Raw genomic sequence first — 20,226 nt, forward strand, 5'->3', positions numbered from 1 at the left:
GCCGAACCGGGGAGACTAATCCCCCGCCTTCAGCCGGTACCCGATCCCCGTCTCCGTCAGCACATATTGCGGGCGTTCGGGATCGGCTTCGATCTTCTGGCGGAGCTGGCGGACATAGACGCGCAGATATTGCGCGTCGGTGAGCTCGTCCCAGAGCTCTTTCAGCAGGAAACGATGGGTCAGCACCTTGCCGGCGTGCTGCACCAGCACGCGCAAAAGATCGTATTCCTTCGGCGACAGTTTTACGTCGCGCTCGCCGACCTTGACGATCCGGCGCACGAGATCGACGGAGAGGTCGCCGGTGCGGAATATCGGACGTTCACCCTGTACCTGGAGCTGGTGCCGCAGCGCGGCGCGCAGGCGCGCCAACAGCTCGTCCATGCCGAATGGCTTTGTCAGATAATCGTCGGCGCCGAGATCGAGCGCCTGCACCTTGCCGGCCTCGTCGCCGCGGCTCGACAGCACCACGATCGGCACGCCCTCGTTGCGGCCGCGGATGGTGCGCAGCAATTCGTGGCCCTGGATGTCCGGCAGGCCGAGATCGAGAATGATCAGCGCGGGTTCTTCCGCGAGCTTCTCAAGCGCGGTCTTTCCGTTCGATGCTTCCAGGATCTCGTAGCCTTGCGTCGAGAGTCCCATCCGCAGCAATTTTCGGATCGGCGGCTCGTCGTCGATGACCAGAACCTTGATCGGGGCGGCGCTCATGCGGCGGTATCCAATGCGTGGGTCCGTGCCGGAACGGGCAGCCGGATGGTGAGGATCGCGCCGCTGCGGTCGCCGCGGTTGGCGGCCGAGATCGTGCCCTGCATCGCCTCGACGAAGCCGCGGGAGATGGCGAGCCCCAGCCCGGTGCCGGGACGGACATGGTCGCCCTTCTGCACCCGATAGAACTTGTCGAACACGCTCTCGAGCTCGTCAGGCGGAATGCCGCCACCCTGGTCGGCGATCTCTAGCACAACATGATTCCCCTCGCGCCGGCTGCGGATCGAGATCGTCGTCTCGGGCAGCGAATATTTCGCGGCATTGTCGAGCAGATTGAACAGCACTTGCTCGAACAGCACGGCATCGAGCTGAAGCATCGGCAGATCGGCGGCCAGCACCAGTTCCACCTTGTGCGCCGTCAATATCTTGCTCGCACGCCGCAGCGCGCTGCCGACGATCTCGCCGAGATCGTGCAGTGCCGCGTTGGGCACGATGGCGCCGGATTCGAGCTTTGTCATGTCGAGCAGATTGGCAATGAAGCGGTTGAGGCGCTCGGACTCGTCGATCACGGTAGCGAGCAGATCACGCTTCTCGGTGTCGGACAGCGCACCGGCGAGATCGCGCATGGTCGAGGCCGCACCGAGCACGGAGGCGAGCGGCGTCTTGAGGTCGTGCGAGATCGAGGTCAGCAGCGCAGAGCGCAACCGCTCGGATTCGACGGTGCGCTTGACGCGATCCACGTCCTCGACCAGCAGCACGCGCTCGATTGCCAGTGCGCCCTGGTCGACGAGCGCATCGAGCAGCCGGCGCTGGTCCGGGGTCAGCAGCGGGCCGGTGCGATCATTGTCGATGCCGATGACGCCGATCGGACCACGCCCGGTGCGCATCGGCAGGAACAGCCGCTTGGCGCCGGGCAGCGTGTCCGAGCCGCGGCCGGCGGGACGATCGTTGCTCCAGGCCCAATTGGCGGCGGCGAGATCGGCCTGGTCGATCTGGTCCTCGGGCGGATAGCCGGACTTCACCGTGAGCAGCCCTTCCTCCGGCAGCAGCAGGACCACGCGAACCTTCAGCATCAGCGCAGTTTGATAGGCAGTTGCCCAGAGCACATCGTCGAGCGTGCCGGTGCCCGTGAGCTTGCGGCTGAACGCATAGAGCTGCTCGGTCGTGCGGATGCGGCCGAGCGCGGTGTCCGCCTGCGTGCGCACCCGCCCGGCGACGTTCGACACCACGAACGCGATCAACATGAAAAAGAAGAACGCCGCGACATTGGTCGGGTCGGTAATCGTGAAGGTGTAGACCGGCGGCAGGAAGAAGAAGTTGTACGCCAGCGACGCCGCGACGCTCGCAAGGAGCGACGGCCACAACCCGTAGCGAACAGCCACAGCGACAACCGCGGTCAGGAACATCAGGTCGACGTTTTCGATACCGAAATACGGCTTGATGGCCACCGCTGCGGCAAGGCCGAGCGCGGTAATCCCGAGCGCCTTCAAATAGGGCCGCGCATCAAACGCCTCTGCCCGTGCCGCCGTCTGAACCGCCGTCTTCGGCGCCGGCTCGGTCGTGAGCTCATCGCCGGGAATGACGTGAACGCTGATATTGCCGGCACTGCGCACGAGATCGTGCACGACGGAGCCGCGCGTCAGTTCGAACCAACGCGAGCGCGTCGATTTTCCGATCACGATCTGGGTGACGTTGTTGCCTTGCGCGAAGTTGATCACGTCGTCGGCGATGCGGCGGCCGACAGCGGGAATGGTCAGCGCTTCGCCGCCCAGCGATTCGGCAAGCCGCAGCGTATCGGCGAGACGGTCGCGCTCCTCGTCCGAAAGCTGCAGCGACCGCCGGGTCTCGATCGAGATCGCGGTGAATTGCGCATGCAGCCGGTCGGCCAGCCGCTTGGTGTAGCGCACGAGCCCGGCCGCGCGCGGATCCTCGCTGATGCAGACGAGGATGCGCTCGCCCGCGGCCCATGGGCCGGCGATGGCATTCGCCTGCATGTGATTGAGAAGCTGCTCGTCGACCCGCTCGGCCGTACGCCGCAGCGCCAGCTCGCGCAGCGCGGTCAGATTGCCCGGCGAAAAATAGTGCTCCAGCGCCCGCTCGGCCTGCTTGGGCACATAGACCTTGCCCTCTCGCAGCCGCTGGATCAAATCGTCGGGCGTGAGGTCGATCAGCTCGATCGCATCGGCGCGGTCGAATACCGAGTCCGGCACGGTCTCGCGCACCCGCACATGGGTGATCTGGGCGACGACGTCGTTCAGGCTCTCGATATGCTGGATGTTGACGGCGGTGTAAACGTCGATGCCGTGGGACAGCAGCTCCTCGACGTCGAGATAGCGCTTGGGATGGCGGCTGCCGGCGGCATTGGTATGAGCGAGCTCGTCAACCAGTGCGATTCGAGGGCGGCGCTCGATCACGGCATCGAGGTCCATCTCCTCGACGATCTGGCCGCGGTAATCGAACCTCATGCGCGGCACCACCTCGAGCCCGCGCACCAGCGCCTCGGTCTCCGCGCGGCCATGGGTCTCGACAAAGCCGACCACCACGTCGATGCCCGCCTTGCGCCTGGCATGGGCGCTTTGCAGCATCTCGTAAGTCTTGCCGACGCCGGGGGCGGCGCCGACGAAGATCTTCAGCTTGCCGCTCGCGCTCTCCTCCCGGCGCGCGGCTTCAAGCAGCGCCTCGGGAGACGGACGTTGTTCGGGATCGCGGCGTTCTCTGACCATGAGGCCAATATAATCATCCGCGCGCCGCGAGCCTAGAGCGCTACTTCGCGGCAACGCGATCGAGCGCGAGGTTTAGAGCAAGGACGTTAACCCGCGGTTCGCCGATCAGGCCGAACAGACGACCCTGGGTATTGGAGGCCACGAGCTGCTTGACCTGATCGTCCGGCAGATTCCGCGCCTTCGCCACCCGCGGCACCTGAAATTCGGCCGCCTCCGGCGAGATGTCCGGGTCGAGGCCGCTGGCCGAGGTGGTGACCAGGTCGACCGGCACGGCGGCGTTCGGATTTTCAGCCTTCAGCTTGTCCACGTCCTCCTTGAGCCGGTCAGCCAGCGCCTTGCTGGTCGGGCCAAGGTTGGAGCCGCCCGAGTTGGCCGCGTTGTAGGGCGCCGGGACCGTCTTGGTCGAATCATTCGGGTCCGGCGCCAAAGTCGCCGACAGGCGGCCGTGGAAATATTTGTCCTCCTTGAACTCCTGCCCGATCAGGGCGGAGCCGATCACCTTGCCGTCCCGCTCGATCAGGCTGCCTTGCGCCTGCGAGGGGAAGATCGCACCGGCAATGGCGGTCATTGCGAGCGGATAGGCCAGGCCGGTGATGGCGGTGAGCACCAGCAGCAGGACGATGGCGGGGCGGATTTCTCTGAGCATGTTATGTCTCCTAAGTCCTCGTCATTGCGCGCGGCGCATCGCGCCGCGTGACGACGGTCAAGCCAGGTGCAAGGCGGTCACGACGAGATCGATCGCCTTGATGCCGATGAAGGGAATGAGGATTCCACCCAGGCCGTAGATCAGCAGGTTGCGACGGAGCAACGCGCCGGCACCGACCGCGCGGTAGGCGACGCCTTTGAGCGCCAGCGGGATCAGCGCGATGATGATCAGCGCGTTGAAGATGATCGCCGACAGGATGGCGCTCTGCGGGCTCGATAGGTTCATGACGTTGAGCACGTTGAGTTGCGGGTAGAACGCCAGGAACATCGCCGGGATGATCGCAAAATACTTTGCGACGTCGTTGGCGATCGAGAACGTCGTCAGCGCACCGCGTGTCATCAGCAGCTGCTTGCCGATCTCGACCACCTCGATCAGCTTGGTCGGGTTGGAATCGAGGTCGACCATGTTGCCGGCCTCGCGGGCGGCCTGCGTGCCGGTGTTCATGGCGACGCCGACGTCGGCCTGGGCAAGCGCCGGCGCGTCGTTGGTGCCGTCGCCGCACATGGCGACCAGCTTGCCCTTGGCCTGCTCGTCGCGGATCAGCTTGAGCTTGTCCTCGGGCGTTGCCTGCGCGAGGAAATCATCGACGCCCGCCTCCGCCGCGATCGCAGCGGCCGTCATCGGGTTGTCGCCGGTGATCATGATGGTGCGGATGCCCATGCGGCGCAGTTCTGCGAAGCGCTCGCGGATGCCGCCCTTGACGATGTCCTTGAGCTGGATCACGCCGAGCAGCTTGCCGTCCTTGGCGACCGCAAGCGGCGTTCCGCCCGCTTTCGATATCTCGTCGGCAATGGTCTGGACTTCACGGCCGACGTCGGAAAGCACTGCAGGCTGGATGGCACGCGCGGTGTTGCCGGAGGCAACGGCCAGCGGCGCACCGCCGCCGACATAATTGAGCATGGCATCGACAGCGCCCTTGCGCACCGACGAGCCGCCGGCATCGACACCGCTCATGCGGGTTTGTGCCGTGAACGGAATGAAGGTGGCGCCAAGCTCGGCCATGTCGCGGCCGCGCATGGAATACTTCTCCTTCGCTAGCACGACGATCGAGCGGCCTTCCGGCGTCTCGTCGGCGAGCGAGGCGAGCTGCGCCGCATCGGCGAGCTCCTGCTCGGTGACGCCGCGAACCGGGCGGAAGGCGGTCGCCTGGCGGTTGCCGAGCGTGATCGTACCGGTCTTGTCGAGCAGCAGCGTGTCGACGTCACCGGCAGCCTCGACCGCGCGGCCGGACATCGCCAGCACGTTGAAGCGGACCAGGCGGTCCATGCCGGCGATACCGATCGCCGATAGCAGCGCGCCGATCGTGGTCGGGATCAGCGTCACGAACAGTGCGACCAGCACGACCACCGAGATCGAGCCGCCGGCATAAGCCGCATAGCTCGGAATGGTGACGGTGGCGAACACGAAGATGATGGTGAGGCCGGCGAGCAGGATGTTGAGCGCGATCTCGTTCGGCGTCTTCTGCCGCTCGGCGCCCTCGACCAGCTTGATCATGCGGTCGATGAAGGTCGAGCCTTGCGCGGCCGTGATGCGGACGCGGATCCAGTCGGACAGCACCTGCGTGCCGCCGGTCACCGCCGACCGGTCGCCGCCGGACTCGCGGATCACGGGCGCGGACTCGCCGGTGATGGCGGCTTCGTTGACGGAAGCGACGCCTTCGATCACCTCGCCGTCGGAGGGGATGGTGTCCCCTGCCTCGACCAGCACGATGTCGCCGACCTTCAGGCTGGTGCCCGGCACCAGGTTGAAGGCCTGGCCGGCACCGCTCAGGAGCTTGGCCTGGCTCTCGGTGCGGGTCTTGCGCAACGATTCGGCTTGTGCCTTGCCGCGGCCTTCAGCCACCGCTTCGGCGAAATTGGCGAACAGCACCGTGAACCAGAGCCAGAGGATGATCTGGAAGGTGAAGCCGAGACTCTCGCCGCCGGTGACGAGGTCGCGCAGGAAGATCACCGTGGTGAGCGCGGCCACGATCTCGACCACGAACATCACGGGGTTCTTGATCATCAGCCGCGGGTCGAGCTTGGTGAAGGACGCGCTGATCGCGGGCAGAACGATCTTGGGATCGAGCATTGCCGACATCGGGGCACGTTTTTGCAGTTTCATCGTATCCATGGAGGTCACTCCAAACAATCAGAAGACGTTGCCGGCGTTCATCGCGAGTTGCTCGACGATCGGGCCGAGCGCGAGTGCCGGGAAGAAGGTCAGGCCGCCGATGATCAGGATCACGCCCACGACGAGGCCGACGAACAGCCCGCCCGTGGTCGGGAACGTGCCCGCCGACGGCGGGATCGACTTCTTGGCGGCCAGCGAGCCCGCAATCGCCATCGCCGGAACGATCATGAAGAACCGGCCGACGAACATCGCGGATGCGAGGGTGAGGTTGTAGAACAGCGTGTTGCCGGTGAGGCCCGCGAAGGCCGAGCCGTTGTTGCCGGTCGCCGAGGTGAAGGCGTAGAGCACCTCGGTGAAGCCATGCGGGCCGGCATTCGCCATCGAGGCGACCGCCGCCGGATAGACCACGCCGACCGCGGTCCAGCCGAGATACATCAGCGGCAGCACCAGGATCGCGAGCATCGCCATCTTGACCTCGCGCGCCTCGATCTTCTTGCCGACATATTCCGGCGTGCGGCCGACCATCAGGCCGGCGACGAAGATCGCGAGCACGACGAACAGCAGCATGCCATAGAGGCCGGCGCCCACGCCGCCGATGATGACTTCACCGAGCTGCATGTTGATCAGCGGGATCATGCCGCCGAGCGCGGTGAAGCTGTCATGCATGGCGTTGACCGCGCCGCAGGAGGCGGCCGTGGTCACCACGGCGAACAGCGAGGAGGCGACGATGCCGAAGCGGACTTCCTTGCCCTCCATGTTGCCGCCAGTCAGGCCGAGCGCATGCATCATCGAGGTGCCGTTGGCTTCCGCCCAATAGGTGATGACGACGCCGGCGATGAACAGCACGCCCATGACCGCGAAGATCGCCCAGCCCTGGCGCTGGTTGCCGACCATGCGGCCGAACACATTGGTCATGGCCGCGCCGATCAGGAAGATCGAGAGCATCTGCACGAGATTCGACAGCGCGGTCGGGTTCTCGAAGGGATGCGCGGCGTTGGCGTTGAAGAAGCCGCCGCCATTGGTGCCGAGCATCTTGATCGCAACCTGCGATGCGACCGGGCCGACCGCGATGGTCTGCTTGGCGCCTTCGAGCGTAGTGGCCTCGACGTAATCGCCGAGCGTCTGCGGGATGCCCTGCCAGACCAGGAACAGTGTGTAGACGACGCAGATCGGCAGCAGCACATAAAGTGTCGTGCGGGTGACGTCGACCCAGAAATTGCCGACCGTGCGCATCGAGGCGCGCGAGAATCCGCGGATCATGGCCACCGCGAGCGCGATGCCGGTCGCCGCCGACAGGAAGTTCTGGTGCGTCAGGCCGAGCATCTGCACGAGATAGGATAGCGTGCTCTCGCCGCCGTAATTCTGCCAGTTGGTGTTGGTTATGAAGGAAATCGCGGTGTTGAAGGAGAGATCCTGGGCGACCGCGCCCTGCCCGGCCGGGTTGAACGGCAACACCGCCTGAAGCCGCATCACGCCGTAGATGATGAGGAAGCCGCCGACATGAAACAGCAGCATGGAGACCGTGTAGGTCAGCCAATGCTGCTCGCGCCTGTCGTCGACGCCGGAGAACCAGTAGATGCCGGCCTCGATCGGCCGCAGCACCGGCGAGAGAAACGTCCGCTCGCCGTTGAACACAGCCGTCATGTACCCGCCGAGCGGTTTCGTCAGCGCGACGATAATCGCGCAAAAGAGAATGATCTGGAGCCAACCGATCACGGTCATGGAATCAACCCTTCAGGCTTGGTGCCCGGCCCAGCAACGACCGGAGCACCGTCAGGAGGCAGGCGACGAGCACGGCGTCCGCCAGCAGCAATTTGACAATGAGCAGCACGGTCAGAACCGTTCCGGCCGGAGCAGCGCGTAGGTGAGGTAAATCAGGAGGCCGAACGAGACGGCGCTGGCGAGCGTATAATCGAAGATCATGGTGCGCCCCTCACAGCCGTTCGCAGGCATAGGTGTAGCCGATCGCAAGGGCGAAGAAGACGAAGCCCAGCGCCAGCATCAGGATGTCCATCATGGCGATACTCCTCAGTACGAGACGATGTCTGGCATAGCCCGTCTCCGGATCCCGGCGGGCCGCGTGCTGCGAGCGAACGCAACACGTGTCTCTCCCGGCCGGGAACTTCACCGCGCTGAAATGCCACCGCGCGCATAGGTTTTCGAGATGAGGCCTATGGCGACGTTATAGGAATCCCATAAAGGCCGGCACGTCGTGGCCGGCCACTATGTGGCACCGACGCTGTATTTCGGGCGGTCGTTCCGAGCAGGCAGCGCAGCGACACAAACCACCATCGCTTTCACGACCGTTGTTAAGGCAGGCCATGGCCAGGGTCTTTTCAAAAAGCCCTGCTTCTATAAGCCTTCACCTTCGACGGAGACGGCGGTCGGCGATCTGTCGCTCATACCCGGAAGATTCCGTGCACTTATGAAATCCCTATATCTCCCGTCCCGTCCCCATCTCGTTTTCAAATGCGCTTCCAGCCATCTTGGAGAGGCCGGCCGACTGACCGACACCAATTCCAGGAGGCCTGACATGACCGCCGTTCTCCGACGCCTTGCCCCACCTTCCCTCAACCAGCAGCTTCGCGCGGCACCGGCAATGACGCGTCCGCTGATGCTCGACATCATCGATCAGGCCTGCCGGCGCTTCCCGTCGCGCGGGCGGAGCGAGCGCAGTGCGCGTATCATGCGCCTGGTCGATGCCGAGGCCTGGACCGACGCCGCGCTGGCGCTGATCGAGCTCGAGCTGCCGCTGTGGCAGGTCCGCCGCATCGCCTATGACGAGGGCGAGTGGCATTGCGCTCTGTCGCGCGAGCGCGAATTGCCGGACTGGCTCGACGCCGCCGTCGAAGCCCGGCATGCCGATCTTGCGCTGGCATTGCTGTCGGCCTTCATCGAGGTACAGGCGTTAGCCGTGGAGGTATCGCGGCCGAGCGTTCCCACCGTGCGCCCCGCCCCGGACCCGCTCTATCAGCCGGTCGCCTGCGAGAATTTCAGCTAAGCCAAGCGGAGGTTCGCGCCTTGCCGCAATCTTCGGACATGTCGCGGGTCCTCAGCCCGGCGCGGGTGATCGCGCGCTTTGCCGTCCGCCTCGCACTGCTCGTTGCCTTTGCAGCCTTCGGCAGCGTCGGCTTTGCACGCAGCCTCTCCGCCCTGCTCTGGATGTCGATCATCCTGTGCGCCCTCGCCGGCCTCGTCAGGCGCGAGCCGCTGTTCGGTGCCGTCCTCAATCATTGGGACGAAGGCGTTGCCTTCGGCGCGCTGTTCGCGCTGGTTCAGGTCGTCAACGAGCTGGCCTGAACATCGGGCTTTATGACCTTCCTATGAGATCGTCGCGCAGCCTCACTCGAAATCATATTCGCTTGAAAAGATATTGATCGGGTGGTCGCGGGACACGCACCCGCCGCCCGCGTCAATCGGAAGGAATACGAAAGTGAAACTCGTCGAACCTCCCTCGTGCAGCTCACCCTCGACCATCGTCTTCATCGGCCGCAACCACAGGGGACAGTGGGTCGCGCAGCAGCAGAACGGCCTCTACGGTGGCCTGTTCGTCAACCGCGCCCAGGCCATCAAATATGCGCTGTTCGAGAACGGACAGCATCCTGAGACCATCATCGAGCTGCCGCGCGAGATCGAGCTCGACATGGGCAGCAGCCCCGATGCCGCTGCTCCCAAGCGCGCCGCCTGAGCTTCTCGGCAAAAAGCCATGTTCATCCCACCCTCCGCCTGGTTCACCGGGTTCATACCAGACCTGCCGACGCCGTTCGATTCGGCCGACACGATCGACCTGAAGGCGTTCGCCACGCTCTGCGAGCGTCAGATCGCGGCCGGCGTGCCCGCACTCGTGGTGTGCGAGACCGCCGGCGAGGCACCGACGCTCTCGCCGGCCGAGCAGGCGCTGATCATTCGCACCGCGGTCGATGTCGCGCGCGGCCGCGTGCGGATCATTGCCGGCGCCGTGTCGAATTCGACGAGCCACGCCATCGAACTCGCGCGGCGGGCGGAAGCCGCCGGCGCCGATGCCGTGATGTCGGTGGTGCCCGCCTACAACAAGCCGATGCAGGAAGGAATGCTCGCGCACTTCCGCGCCATTGCCGGCGCGATCGGCCTGCCCGTGATCCTGCACGACACACCCTCCCGCACGCTGCGCCCGCTCGCCGACGAGACGCTTCTGCGTCTCGTCGAATCGCGCCGGTTCGTGGGCCTGCGCGATGCGAGTGGCGACATCACCCGTCCGATGCGCCTGTCCCGCCACTTGCCTGCCGGCTTTCGCTGTCTATCCGGCGACGACACCACCTCCTTCGGCTTCATCGCGGGCGGCGGCGATGGCGCGATCTCGGAGGTTGCCAACGTCGCGCCGGATCTCTGCCGCACGATTTTTTCACATGTCAGGCAGGGCCGGCTGCAATCCGCCCGCTACCTGCACAGGCGCCTGATCCCCTTGATCGCCTGCCTCGGGAAGGAGAGCCCGGCCGCACTCAAATGTGCACTCGGCGTGCTTGGCCTGATGTCGCCTGCCACAAGGCTTCCGATCGTTCCGCTGGACGCAGCCGCGCAGAGGGAAGTGGTACGCGCATTCGCCGCGATCGCCGACGAGGAGCTGATCGACCGCGTCGGCGCCTGAGGCGTCGCACGGCATCCGGGTATCCCCATGCGGCAATCAATCGAAGGGCCTCACAGGCTGCTCCGCGCCTGGCAGCTCGCGCTGCTGCGATTTGCGGTGACGCTCGATGAGTCCGACAGGCTTAATGTCGCCGCGCTCGCGGCAGAGCTCGATCATCTCGGCGGCGGCGCCAGGGCCTCCATCCACTTCTTTCGGCGGACCAACTCGCAACTCTGTGCGGCTATCAGCGGGCAGCGGCAGAGTGTGGAAGCGACGCTGGAATGCTTCTGCAAGCAGATCGAGGAACCGCGGCTGCGGAACGCCTTTGCTGCAGCGATCGGGATGACGCATTCGGATCCTGCGCCGTCTCAGGTCCGGCCGAAGCGGAACCCCGGTCTCTTCAGAGGGCTGCCGGCACGACGGTCGGCATCTTTATAGCATTCCTATACTGGTGCCTCGGCGCTCGTCTCGCAATCCTACGCAACGATGGACATCATGAGAGACAGATCGGAACGGCCGTCTCGCCGCCCGAGGCAGAAGGACTTCCAAAATGTCGGTAATGACACATGGCTTTGACCGGCCCTTCGGCGGGGCCGAACGCTCGCCGCGCATTTCCGGGACGCGCAAGGCCCAGCTCAAACGCATCGCGCTCAGCGCACTGACCCTGCTCTCGATGGCCAGCGTGCTCACGGCGCTGATTGCGCTCAAGACCGCGATCTATGTCTGGCATTTCCACGCCTGACGGCATGGGAGACCATCATGACCCTGCAGATGTGTGAGGAAGCCGCCATGGCCACGATCGCCCTTCAAGCCACGCGTCGCCAGCCCGAGCGACCGACAATGGCCGCGTCCGCGGCGGCGCTTGGGCCGATCGACCCGGATGTCATAAGCACGGCCATCCCCGCCTTCTTCATCGGGCGCAACGGCGCCGGCCTCTGGGTCGCGCGCGAGGCGCATGGGCGCGTCGGCGGTTTGTTCCTGTTCAAGAGCTCCGCGGTCGAATTCGCCAACCGGCAGAGCGGACTCGCAAGCTGCGCGCTGGTGTTTCCCGCCGAGACCTTCGAGCTCGATATCGAGAACCGCGGCAATCCGCTGATTGCGCTGGCGGAGGGTGCGAGGCGGCTCCTGGCCCGTGCGGCGACAAGGCTGCGGACATGATCGAGCTCAAGATCGCCATCCTGGTTGCGGTGCTGGGTGCATTGCTGCTCGGCATGCGCATCACCGCGACCTCGGACAACTAGCATGCAGCTCCTCAAGGGAAATCTGGAGCAGGCGGTCACGACGACGATCCTGACCATGACACTGAGCCTGGTCTGGGGCGCGATCCTGACAATCGTGATCACGCTCGTGGCACGCGGGCTGGGAGTTTAGAACCCGGCAAATCGATGGACCGTGAATTGACCATGGCTGCCTACGCGGCGAGCAGCTGGGTGTGCGGCGCCGTCGCGATGCCCACCTGAGGCCGCGTATCCCCGCGAAAAGATCTGGCCGATCTGGCGCAATTTCACGGAACCGTGTAGAGCGGTTTCATGAGCACAAGCAGCGTCAACGTCGTCGCCCACCCCCTGGTCCAGCACAAGCTCTCCCTCATGCGGGAGAAGGACCGCTCGACCAAGAGTTTTCGCGAGATCCTGAACGAGATCGGGATGCTGCTCGGCTACGAGGTGACGCGCGATCTGCCTTTGGAGCTGGTGGAGATCGAGACGCCGATCTCGCCGATGCGGGCGCCGAAGATCGCCGGCAAGAAGCTCACTCTCGCGCCGATCCTGCGCGCCGGCGTCGGCTTCCTCGACGGCATGCTGGCGCTGATGCCCTCGGCGCGCATCGCCCATATCGGGCTCTACCGCGACCCCGAGACATTGCAGGCGGTGGAATATTACTTCAAGGCGCCGCAGGACCTGTCCGACCGCACCGTGATCCTGATGGACCCGATGCTGGCGACCGGCAACTCGGCCTGCGCCGGCGCCTCCCTGCTCAAGGCGCGCGGCGCCCGCGACATCCGCTTCGTCTGCCTTCTGGCCGCGCCCGAAGGCATCGCGCAGTTCCAGAGCGAGCATCCGGACGTGCCGGTCTGGACCGCCGCGATCGACGAGCGGCTCAACGACCACGGCTACATCGTGCCGGGCCTGGGCGATGCCGGCGACCGGATGTTCGGCACCAAGTAGACAGATTTGCGCGATCGGGTTAGTCCGGTTGCATGAGCGTCAACCAAGTTTCGCTTCAATCGCTGATCGGTGCCGAAGGCGCCGAGCCCGCCTTCGTGTTTGACGGCAGGCCGGTCTCGCGCGCGGAATTCTCCGGGAAGGTCGAGCAGACTGCCGCATGGCTTACGGCGCAAGGCATCGGCCAGGGCGACGTGGTCGCGGTCTGGCTGGTCAACCGGGTCGAATGGATCGCACTGCTGCTCGCCGCCGCCCGCTGTGGTGCGATCGTCGCCGCGGTCAATACCCGCTACCGCAGCGCGGAAGTCGGCCATCTGCTCAAGGTGTCCGGCGCCAGGCTGATGGTGGTCGAGGCCGCGTTCCGCTCGATCGATTTCGCCGCCATCCTCGCCGAGATCAGCAGGGACGAAGTGCCTGCGCTACAAAGGCTCGCGGTGGTCGGCGGGGATGCGATCCCCGCACACTGGCCCTGTGTGCGCTTCGATGCGTTCGAGACGTCCTATCCGCCAGCGCCGCCGGCGCAGGACGATGTCGATCTGCCGGTGCTGCTCTACACGACATCGGGCACGACCAAGGGGCCGAAGCTCGTCGCGCATTCGCAGCGGACGCTCGCCACGCACGCCGCCTCCGTCGCCAAGGCGCTGAAACTCTCGCCACGGCGCCATTCGCTGCTGGCCATGCTGCCGTTCTGCGGCACCTTCGGCATGACCAGCCTGCTCGGCTTCATCGCGGCCGGCGCGACCATCCATGTGCTCGATGCTTTCGAGGCGGCATCAGCGTTGAAGGTCCTTGGCGAACACAAGATCACGCACGCCTTCGGCTCCGACGAGATGTCCCGCCGCATCCTCGCGCTCGCCGATGCGCCACGGCCATTCCCGCATCTCGAGGTCTGCGGCTTCGCCGCGTTCCAGCCCGGCTGGCGTGAGCTCGCCGGGGAGGCCGAGGCGCGTGGCATGCCGCTGTTCGGCCTCTACGGTTCGAGCGAAGTGCAGGCGCTGTTCTCGATCGCCCGCTCCGGTGATGCCTTCGCCGATCGTATCGAAGGCGGCGGCTGGCCGATGTCTCCCGACGCGAGGGTGCGCGTGCGCGATACCGATACCGGGGAGCTAACGGCGCAAGGCGTCTTCGGCGAGATCGAGATCAGCGCGCCCTCGTGCTTCCTTGGCTATTTCAACAACCCGGATGCGACGCGCGATGCGATCACCGCTGACGGCTTCTTCCGCACCGGCGACATCGGCCGGATGCGCGGCGACGGCGCCTTCGTCTACGAGACCCGCGCGGGCGATGCGATGCGGCTCGGCGGCTTCCTGGTTGCGCCCGGCGAGATCGAGGACGAGCTCAAAGCCTGCACGGGGGTTGCCGACGCCCAGGTTGTGGCGATCGATCTTAGGGGTCAGGCGCGCTGCGTCGCCTTTGTGATCCCGGGCAAGGAGCCGCCGCAGCAGGAGATGCTGGTGGCGCGCCTGCGCGAGCGGCTCGCCGGCTACAAGGTGCCGGCACGAATCTATATCGTCGACGCTTTCCCCGTCACCGACAGCGCCAACGGTGTGAAAATCCAGCGCGCCCGGCTTCGCGCCATGGCGATGGAACGGATTGCCGCCGAATAGGCCCGCCTGTTTCAGATAGCTCGCGAGATTCTAGCGCGCGGCGCGAAGCTGCGCCGACAGCGCGTCGCGGTGCCCGGGCGCCGCGATCGCGATCATGCGGCGCGCACGCTCGGCAAGACCGCAGCCGCGCAGCTCTGCGATACCCCATTCGGTCACGATGGCATCGACGTCGGCGCGCGGCGTCGTCACGGTCTCCACATCGGTGACGATGCGGCTGGTCCCGTCGGACGCCGTCGCCGGCAGTGCGATGATCGCCCTGCCCCCGGGCGATGCATTGGCACCGCGCACGAAATCGAGCTGCCCGCCGATGGCGCCGATCGCGACGCCGTTCAGCGTCTCGGAATTCACGCTGCCGTCGAGCCCGACCTGGAGCGCCGAGTTGATCGCGACGAGCCGATTGATCCGCGCCAGCACGTTCTGGCCGTGCGTATAGGACGTCGGCCGCACGGAAACCGCCTCGTTCTCGTCCACGAAACGATAGAGCCGCTTCGTCCCGATCACCTGATTCGTCACCGTGACCCCGGCGTCGATCCCCTTCTCTGCATTGGTCACCGCACCGCGCTCGATCAGGTCGACGACCGCGTCGTTGATCAGGCCGGAATGGATGCCGAGATTGCGCGCATGCGACAGCGAGGACAGGATCGCATCCGGAATCCGGCCCACGCCGAACTGAAGCGTGCTGCCGTCGGCGATCAGGCTCGCCGCATGTGTCGCGATTTTTCGTGAGACGTCATCCAGCGGCGCCGGCGGCAGCTCCACGGGCGGACGGCGAGCGGCGACCCGCAGATGGATCGGTGCGTCCGCAGGCCATTCCGCGCCAAACGTCCAAGGCGCATCCGGATTGATCTCGGCGATGACGACACGCGCGCCCCGTGCGGCATCGATGACATAGTCGTTGGAGAGGCCAGCGCTCAATCGACCATCGCCGGACGCGGCGAGTTGCACCAGCACCACATCCGCGCGATGGCGCCCTGAGGCGAAATCGGCGCAGAAGGCGCTGTAGTTGCTAGAGATCACGTCGAGCCGTCCCGCTTTCGCGAGCCGCCGCGCATTGCCGATCACGCCATAGCTCTGGAACGAGATGTTGGGCGCGCACGCCGCGGAAAACGTGTCGGAGAATATTGGACCGACCATCATGCGGAACGCCGGCAGATGCACGGCTTGCGCGACCAGCGCCTCGGTCAGGGTGACCGGCTCGGCCGTTGCCTGCCCGCACGCGACACGGTCGCCCTCCCGGATCAGGCCGGAGAAGTCGAGGTTCATTGGCGTCCCTGCTAAGCGATCCGCGCGAAGACTAGTAAGACTTTGCCAGTCCGAGCACCTTTTCCGCGATGAAGCTGAGCGCGAGCTGAGGGCTGACCGGCGCGATGCGCGGGATCAGGACCTCGCGCAAATAGCGCTCGACATGGAATTCCTTGGCATAGCCGAAGCCGCCATGGGTCATCACCGCCTGCTCGCAGGCATGGTAGCCGGCTTCGCCTGCGAAATATTTCGCGGCGTTCGCGCCAGCGCCGCAGGGCAAGCCCTTGTCGTATTGCCAGGCCGCCTGCATCACCATCAGCCAGGCGGCCTCGAGCTCGACCCAGTTCACCGCGAGCGGATGCTGGATGCCCTGGTTCTTGCCGATCGGACGGTTGAACACCACGCGCGTCCTGGCGTATTCGGTCGCGCGCGACAGCGCGAGCTTGCCGAGGCCGACCGCCTCCGCGGCGATCAGGATCCGCTCGGGGTTCATGCCTTCGAGGATATACTGGAAGCCCTTGCCCTCTTCGCCGATCCGATCCTCCATCGGGATCTCAAAATCCTCGAAGAACAGCTCGTTGGAATCGACGATCTTGCGGCCCATCTTCTCGATCTCGTGGACCTTGATCTTCTTGCGGTCGAAATCGGTGTAGAAGAGGCTGAGGCCATGGGTTGGCGAGCGCACGTCCTCCAGCGGCGTGGTGCGCGCCAGCAGCAAAATCTTGTGCGCGACCTGCGCGGTCGAGATCCAGACCTTCTGGCCGTTGACGATGTAGCGGTCGTTCTTGGCCACAGCACGCGTCTTGAGCTGCGTCGTGTTGAGGCCGGTGTTGGGCTCGGTGACGGCGAAGCACGCCTTCTCGCGGCCCTCGACCATCGGCGGCAGCATGCGCTTGCGCTGCTCCTCGGTGCCGAACACGACGACGGGATTGAGACCGAACACGTTGATGTGCACCGCAGAGGCACCGGACATGCCGGCGCCGGATTCCGCGATGGCGCGCATCATGATCGCGGCCTCGGTGATGCCGAGCCCCGAGCCGCCATATTCCTCCGGCACACAGATGCCGAGCCAGCCCGCATCGGCCATTGCCTTGTGGAAGTCGTGCGGGAAGCCGCCGTCGTGGTCCTTCTTCAGCCAATAGGCGTCGGGAAAGTCCTCGCAAACTTTTGCGACGGCAGCGCGAATGGCTTCCTGCTGATCGGTGAGCGCGAAATCCATGTTGTTGATCTCCTTCTTGGGAGCCGGGCTCCGATCCTAGCGCCCCATCTGTGAGGGCAGCCAGAGAATGATAGACGGAAACGCCACCAGAATCGCAATTGCGATCAGATGTGCGATGAAATGCGGGAAGGTGCCGTGGAACACTTCCGCCACCGGCCGCTTGGCATAGCGGGCGACGATGAAGCAGTTGAGCCCCACCGGCGGCGTGATCATGCCGACCTCGGCGGTGACGATCTTGATGACGCCGAACCAGATCGGATCGAAGCCGAGCGTCTTGATCAGCGGCAGCACAATCGGCACCGTCAGCACCAGGATTGCGATCTGGTCCATGAACGAGCCGAGCACGATGTAGCCGCACAGGATCAATGTAATGATCACCCAGCGCGAGGCCGGCAGGGACCCGATCCAGGCAACGAGGTCCTGCGTGACATGGGTGAGCGTGAAGAAATAGCCGAAGATCGACGCGCCGACCAGGATCATAATGATCATGCAGGTGCCGTGGCAGGCGCGCAGCAGCGTCGCATAGAGCGATGACGGCGTGATCTTGCCCTTGACGATCGCGAGCAGGAAGGCGCCGAACGCGCCGAAGGCGGAGGCCTCCGTCGGCGTCGCGACGCCGAGATAGATCGTGCCCGTCACGATCGAGAACAGCACCACCATCGGCGAGACCTGCCACAGCAGCGCGAATTTCTCGCGCCACGGTACAGACTTCGCGGCCGGTGCGCGCGAAGGATCCTGCCAGACCAGGAAGTAGATCGTGGCCATGATGGTGAACGTGACCAGGATCGCCGGGATGATGCCGCTGATCAGCAGCTTGCCGATGTTCACTTCGGCCAGCAGGCCAAAGATGACGAGCGCAACGCTGGTCGGCAGCAGCATCGACAGCGTACCGGAGATAGCAACGACGCCTGCGGCCATCTTCGGCTCGTAGCCCTGGCGGATCATCGCGGGCAGGCTGGTCGAGGACAACGTCGCGGCGGAAGCGGTCGAGGTGCCGCAGATCGCGCCAAAACCGGCGCCGGCGAGCGCGGTCGCCATGCCGAGGCCACCGGGGATGCGGCCGACCCAGGCCGAGGCGGTCTTGAACAGATCGTCTGCGACACCCGACAGCAGCACGAGATCCGCCATCAGCAGGAACATTGGAATGGTGATCAGCTCGTAGGACGAGACGGTCGAGAGCGGAGCTGTTTGCAAAATGCCGAGCAGCGTGGGCCATCCGCCAACCATGACGAGGCCGACCGATCCGGAGAAGGCCATGGCAAAGCCGACGGGCGTGCCGAGGGCAAGCAGGCCGAACAGCAGGGCGAGAACGATGAAAGGTGTCATGGATATCGCCCGTTACTCGAAGCTGCGGGCTTCGCCGACGCCGGTCACCGGCGGCAGCGGATAGAGGTCGCGGCCGCTAACGAGGCTCAGCACATTGCCGACGAGCTGCAGCGCCAGCCGCAGCACCAGCACGCCGCAGCCGAACGGCACCAGCGCGGCCGAGATCCAGGTCGGCCAGGGGATCGCGCCGGAGAGGACGTCGTGCTGCTCGTAATTCTCCAGCGCGCGCTCGAAGCCGACCTTGCAGATCAGGATGAACACGAACAGGCCGGCGAGCGCGGTGACGATCTCGGACAGCCGTCGCCCCGTCAGCGAGAAGCGCGACAAGAGGATGTCCACCCCGACATGGACATGCTCACGCAACGCGTCCGACAGCGTGAAGAAGAACACGCCGGCGAGGAGATAGAGCCCGATCAGATCATAGGTGAAGGAGAACGGACTGTTCAGCACATAGCGCATGAACACGTCGGTCACGACAAGCAGCATGATCACGAACATGAACACCATCGCGATGACAGTCAGCGCGCGTTCCAGCGCGCCGAGCACATCTCCTGCCCGTTTGATCACCTCTCACGCCTCCCTGTTGGATGTCGGACTACATGGCGCTACTTGGCGCCGCCAGCGGCGAGCAGATCGTCGAACTCCTTCAGCGCGGCAGACGCCTGCTTGCCGCGGCTGTCGAGCCCGCTTGCCCATTCCTTGCCGACGCCCTTGAGCTTGTCCTTGATCTCGGTGCGCGTCGCCTCCGGCAGCGGATCGAAGCTGATGCCTTCGTCCTGCATTTGCTTCCTGGTGACTTCGCCTTCTTTTTCGACGCCGGCGCAGGCTTGCGGCGTAATCGCCTCCGAAGCCTCGTTCATCGCCTTCTTCACGTCGTCGGGCAGCTTGTCCCAAACCGACTGGTTGATGGAATAGGCGACGATGAAGCTGCCGAAGCTGACGCCTTCGGTGGCGTGCTTGACCAGCTTGTCGAGGCCGTAGGAGACGACGCTGTCGAGCGGGAACAGCAGCCCGTCCATGGTGCCGCGCGACAGCGACTCATAGGCATCGGGCGCCGCCATGCGCACCGGCACAGCGTTGAGCGCACGCAGCGTCAGATCCTGCGCACCGCCCGTGGTGCGCAGCTTCAAGCCCTGCATGTCCTTGGTGGTTTCCACCTTCGACTTGACGGTCCACACCTGGTAGGGCGGCAGCACTACGGCGAGCAGCAGCTTGATCTTGTTCGGCGCGTATTCCTGCTTGGCGAGAATGCCTTCACGCGCGGTCTTCCAATAAGCGAGCGTGCCCTGGCAGCTGGTTGCGAACGCGCCCGGCAATTGCGCGACCTCCGACAGCGGCATCTTGTCGGAGACATAGGACGGCCCGATGTAGCCGATGTCGACCACGCCGGACTGCGTCAGCCGCAGCATGTCGGCCGCCTTGCCGATCTGCTGGTTCGGATAATAGGTGAAGGTCACCGCGCCGTTGGAGCGCCTGGTGACGTCGTCCATCCAGGGCTTCAGCATCAGGCGGACGAGATAGTGACCGGCGGGGAAGCTATCGGCGACCTTCAGCTCCAGCGCCTGCGCCGGCATTGTCGAGACCGGCAGCAAGAGAGCGAGCACGGCTGCGGCCCTGACCAGATTCTTCTTCATGTCGTTCTCCTTGACGCGTCCCCACGCCGAACGCGGCAGCGAACTGCTGCGGCACCGTCCGGCCCTCGCTCTAATTCTTGCTTGAGGAAAATGTACATATAGATGAATTTATCTGTCAAGTATATGAACTATGCATAGAGCTATGCGCCACCGACCGGAGCCGTGGAATTGACATGGCCGCTTTATGAAC

Annotated in this window: 22 protein-coding genes; 9 read left to right on the forward strand and 13 right to left on the reverse strand. The window is 65.0% G+C overall.

The window, feature by feature from the left end:
- Positions 1–15: 15 nt before the first annotated feature.
- The 7 genes from OWC48_RS28320 to OWC48_RS28350 all read right to left on the reverse strand — a co-directional run bounded on the left by OWC48_RS28320 (position 16) and on the right by OWC48_RS28350 (position 8,371).
- Complete coding sequence (locus OWC48_RS28320) at positions 16–705, reverse strand: response regulator (protein WP_014492778.1); 690 nt, start codon at positions 703–705, stop codon at positions 16–18.
- Complete coding sequence (locus tag OWC48_RS28325) at positions 702–3,425, reverse strand: sensor histidine kinase KdpD (protein ID WP_282522939.1); 2,724 nt, start codon at positions 3,423–3,425, stop codon at positions 702–704. Before OWC48_RS28325 ends, OWC48_RS28320 begins: the two co-directional genes overlap by 4 nt.
- A gap of 40 nt (positions 3,426–3,465) precedes the next feature.
- Positions 3,466–4,071, reverse strand: coding sequence for a K(+)-transporting ATPase subunit C (locus OWC48_RS28330; protein WP_282522940.1), 606 nt, complete (start codon positions 4,069–4,071; stop codon positions 3,466–3,468).
- Between the two features lie 57 nt (positions 4,072–4,128).
- Positions 4,129–6,243, reverse strand: a complete 2,115-nt coding sequence (kdpB, locus tag OWC48_RS28335) for a potassium-transporting ATPase subunit KdpB (protein ID WP_282522941.1) — start codon at positions 6,241–6,243, stop codon at positions 4,129–4,131.
- 18 nt (positions 6,244–6,261) lie between these two features.
- Positions 6,262–7,965, reverse strand: a complete 1,704-nt coding sequence (gene kdpA, locus OWC48_RS28340; protein WP_282522942.1) for a potassium-transporting ATPase subunit KdpA — start codon at positions 7,963–7,965, stop codon at positions 6,262–6,264.
- Between the two features lie 111 nt (positions 7,966–8,076).
- Entirely contained in the window at positions 8,077–8,166 is a 90-nt protein-coding gene (locus OWC48_RS28345) for a K(+)-transporting ATPase subunit F (protein WP_282522943.1), read from the reverse strand.
- 10 nt (positions 8,167–8,176) lie between these two features.
- Positions 8,177–8,371, reverse strand: coding sequence for a hypothetical protein (locus OWC48_RS28350; protein ID WP_282522944.1), 195 nt, complete (start codon positions 8,369–8,371; stop codon positions 8,177–8,179).
- A 405-nt stretch (positions 8,372–8,776) separates the two neighbouring features.
- On the opposite strand from OWC48_RS28350, the gene OWC48_RS28355 reads away from it, so the two are divergent.
- The 4 genes from OWC48_RS28355 (at position 8,777) to dapA (ending at position 10,867) form a co-directional block, all read left to right on the forward strand.
- Positions 8,777–9,244, forward strand: coding sequence for a hypothetical protein (locus OWC48_RS28355; protein WP_282522945.1), 468 nt, complete (start codon positions 8,777–8,779; stop codon positions 9,242–9,244).
- 20 nt (positions 9,245–9,264) lie between these two features.
- Positions 9,265–9,543, forward strand: coding sequence for a hypothetical protein (locus tag OWC48_RS28360; protein WP_282522946.1), 279 nt, complete (start codon positions 9,265–9,267; stop codon positions 9,541–9,543).
- A gap of 133 nt (positions 9,544–9,676) precedes the next feature.
- Positions 9,677–9,931, forward strand: a complete 255-nt coding sequence (locus OWC48_RS28365) for a hypothetical protein (protein ID WP_282522947.1) — start codon at positions 9,677–9,679, stop codon at positions 9,929–9,931.
- Positions 9,932–9,949: 18 nt separating this feature from the next.
- On the forward strand, positions 9,950–10,867 hold the full coding sequence (gene dapA / locus OWC48_RS28370) for a 4-hydroxy-tetrahydrodipicolinate synthase (RefSeq protein WP_282522948.1): 918 nt from the start codon (positions 9,950–9,952) through the stop codon (positions 10,865–10,867).
- A 36-nt stretch (positions 10,868–10,903) separates the two neighbouring features.
- Here dapA and OWC48_RS28375 read toward each other — a convergent pair whose 3' ends face one another.
- Positions 10,904–11,197: a hypothetical protein gene (locus OWC48_RS28375; RefSeq protein ID WP_282522949.1), complete on the reverse strand. Its 294-nt coding sequence runs from the start codon at positions 11,195–11,197 to the stop codon at positions 10,904–10,906.
- 199 nt (positions 11,198–11,396) lie between these two features.
- Here OWC48_RS28375 and OWC48_RS28380 point away from each other — a divergent pair, with 199 nt between their 5' ends.
- From OWC48_RS28380 to OWC48_RS28400, 5 genes are all read left to right on the forward strand, one after another.
- Positions 11,397–11,588 carry a hypothetical protein gene (locus tag OWC48_RS28380; RefSeq protein WP_282522950.1) on the forward strand — a complete coding sequence of 64 codons (192 nt, stop codon included), beginning with the start codon at positions 11,397–11,399 and terminating at the stop codon, positions 11,586–11,588.
- A 17-nt stretch (positions 11,589–11,605) separates the two neighbouring features.
- Positions 11,606–12,004 carry a hypothetical protein gene (locus OWC48_RS28385; protein WP_282522951.1) on the forward strand — a complete coding sequence of 133 codons (399 nt, stop codon included), beginning with the start codon at positions 11,606–11,608 and terminating at the stop codon, positions 12,002–12,004.
- Positions 12,005–12,088: 84 nt separating this feature from the next.
- Positions 12,089–12,217, forward strand: a complete 129-nt coding sequence (locus tag OWC48_RS28390) for a hypothetical protein (protein WP_014492765.1) — start codon at positions 12,089–12,091, stop codon at positions 12,215–12,217.
- Between the two features lie 158 nt (positions 12,218–12,375).
- Positions 12,376–13,011, forward strand: a complete 636-nt coding sequence (gene upp, locus OWC48_RS28395) for a uracil phosphoribosyltransferase (protein WP_014492764.1) — start codon at positions 12,376–12,378, stop codon at positions 13,009–13,011.
- Between the two features lie 32 nt (positions 13,012–13,043).
- Entirely contained in the window at positions 13,044–14,615 is a 1,572-nt protein-coding gene (locus tag OWC48_RS28400; protein WP_282522952.1) for an AMP-binding protein, read from the forward strand.
- 30 nt (positions 14,616–14,645) lie between these two features.
- Here OWC48_RS28400 and OWC48_RS28405 read toward each other — a convergent pair whose 3' ends face one another.
- Genes OWC48_RS28405 through dctP form a run of 5 tightly spaced genes read right to left on the reverse strand, consistent with a single transcriptional unit; the run spans position 14,646 to position 20,036 of the window.
- Positions 14,646–15,878, reverse strand: a complete 1,233-nt coding sequence (locus tag OWC48_RS28405) for an acetyl-CoA hydrolase/transferase family protein (RefSeq protein ID WP_282522953.1) — start codon at positions 15,876–15,878, stop codon at positions 14,646–14,648.
- A gap of 31 nt (positions 15,879–15,909) precedes the next feature.
- A complete protein-coding gene (locus tag OWC48_RS28410) occupies positions 15,910–17,076 on the reverse strand; it encodes an acyl-CoA dehydrogenase family protein (RefSeq protein ID WP_282522954.1) in 1,167 nt (388 codons plus the stop codon).
- A gap of 36 nt (positions 17,077–17,112) precedes the next feature.
- Positions 17,113–18,402 carry a TRAP transporter large permease gene (locus tag OWC48_RS28415; RefSeq protein WP_282522955.1) on the reverse strand — a complete coding sequence of 430 codons (1,290 nt, stop codon included), beginning with the start codon at positions 18,400–18,402 and terminating at the stop codon, positions 17,113–17,115.
- 12 nt (positions 18,403–18,414) lie between these two features.
- Positions 18,415–18,969 (reverse strand): TRAP transporter small permease, encoded by a 555-nt coding sequence (locus OWC48_RS28420; RefSeq protein ID WP_282522956.1) that lies wholly within the window; start codon positions 18,967–18,969, stop codon positions 18,415–18,417.
- Between the two features lie 38 nt (positions 18,970–19,007).
- Positions 19,008–20,036, reverse strand: a complete 1,029-nt coding sequence (dctP, locus tag OWC48_RS28425; protein WP_282522957.1) for a TRAP transporter substrate-binding protein DctP — start codon at positions 20,034–20,036, stop codon at positions 19,008–19,010.
- Between the last annotated feature and the right edge of the window lie 190 nt (positions 20,037–20,226).

Origin of the sequence: Bradyrhizobium sp. Arg816 (assembly GCF_029989365.1) — a bacterium.
Classification (GTDB): domain Bacteria; phylum Pseudomonadota; class Alphaproteobacteria; order Rhizobiales; family Xanthobacteraceae; genus Bradyrhizobium.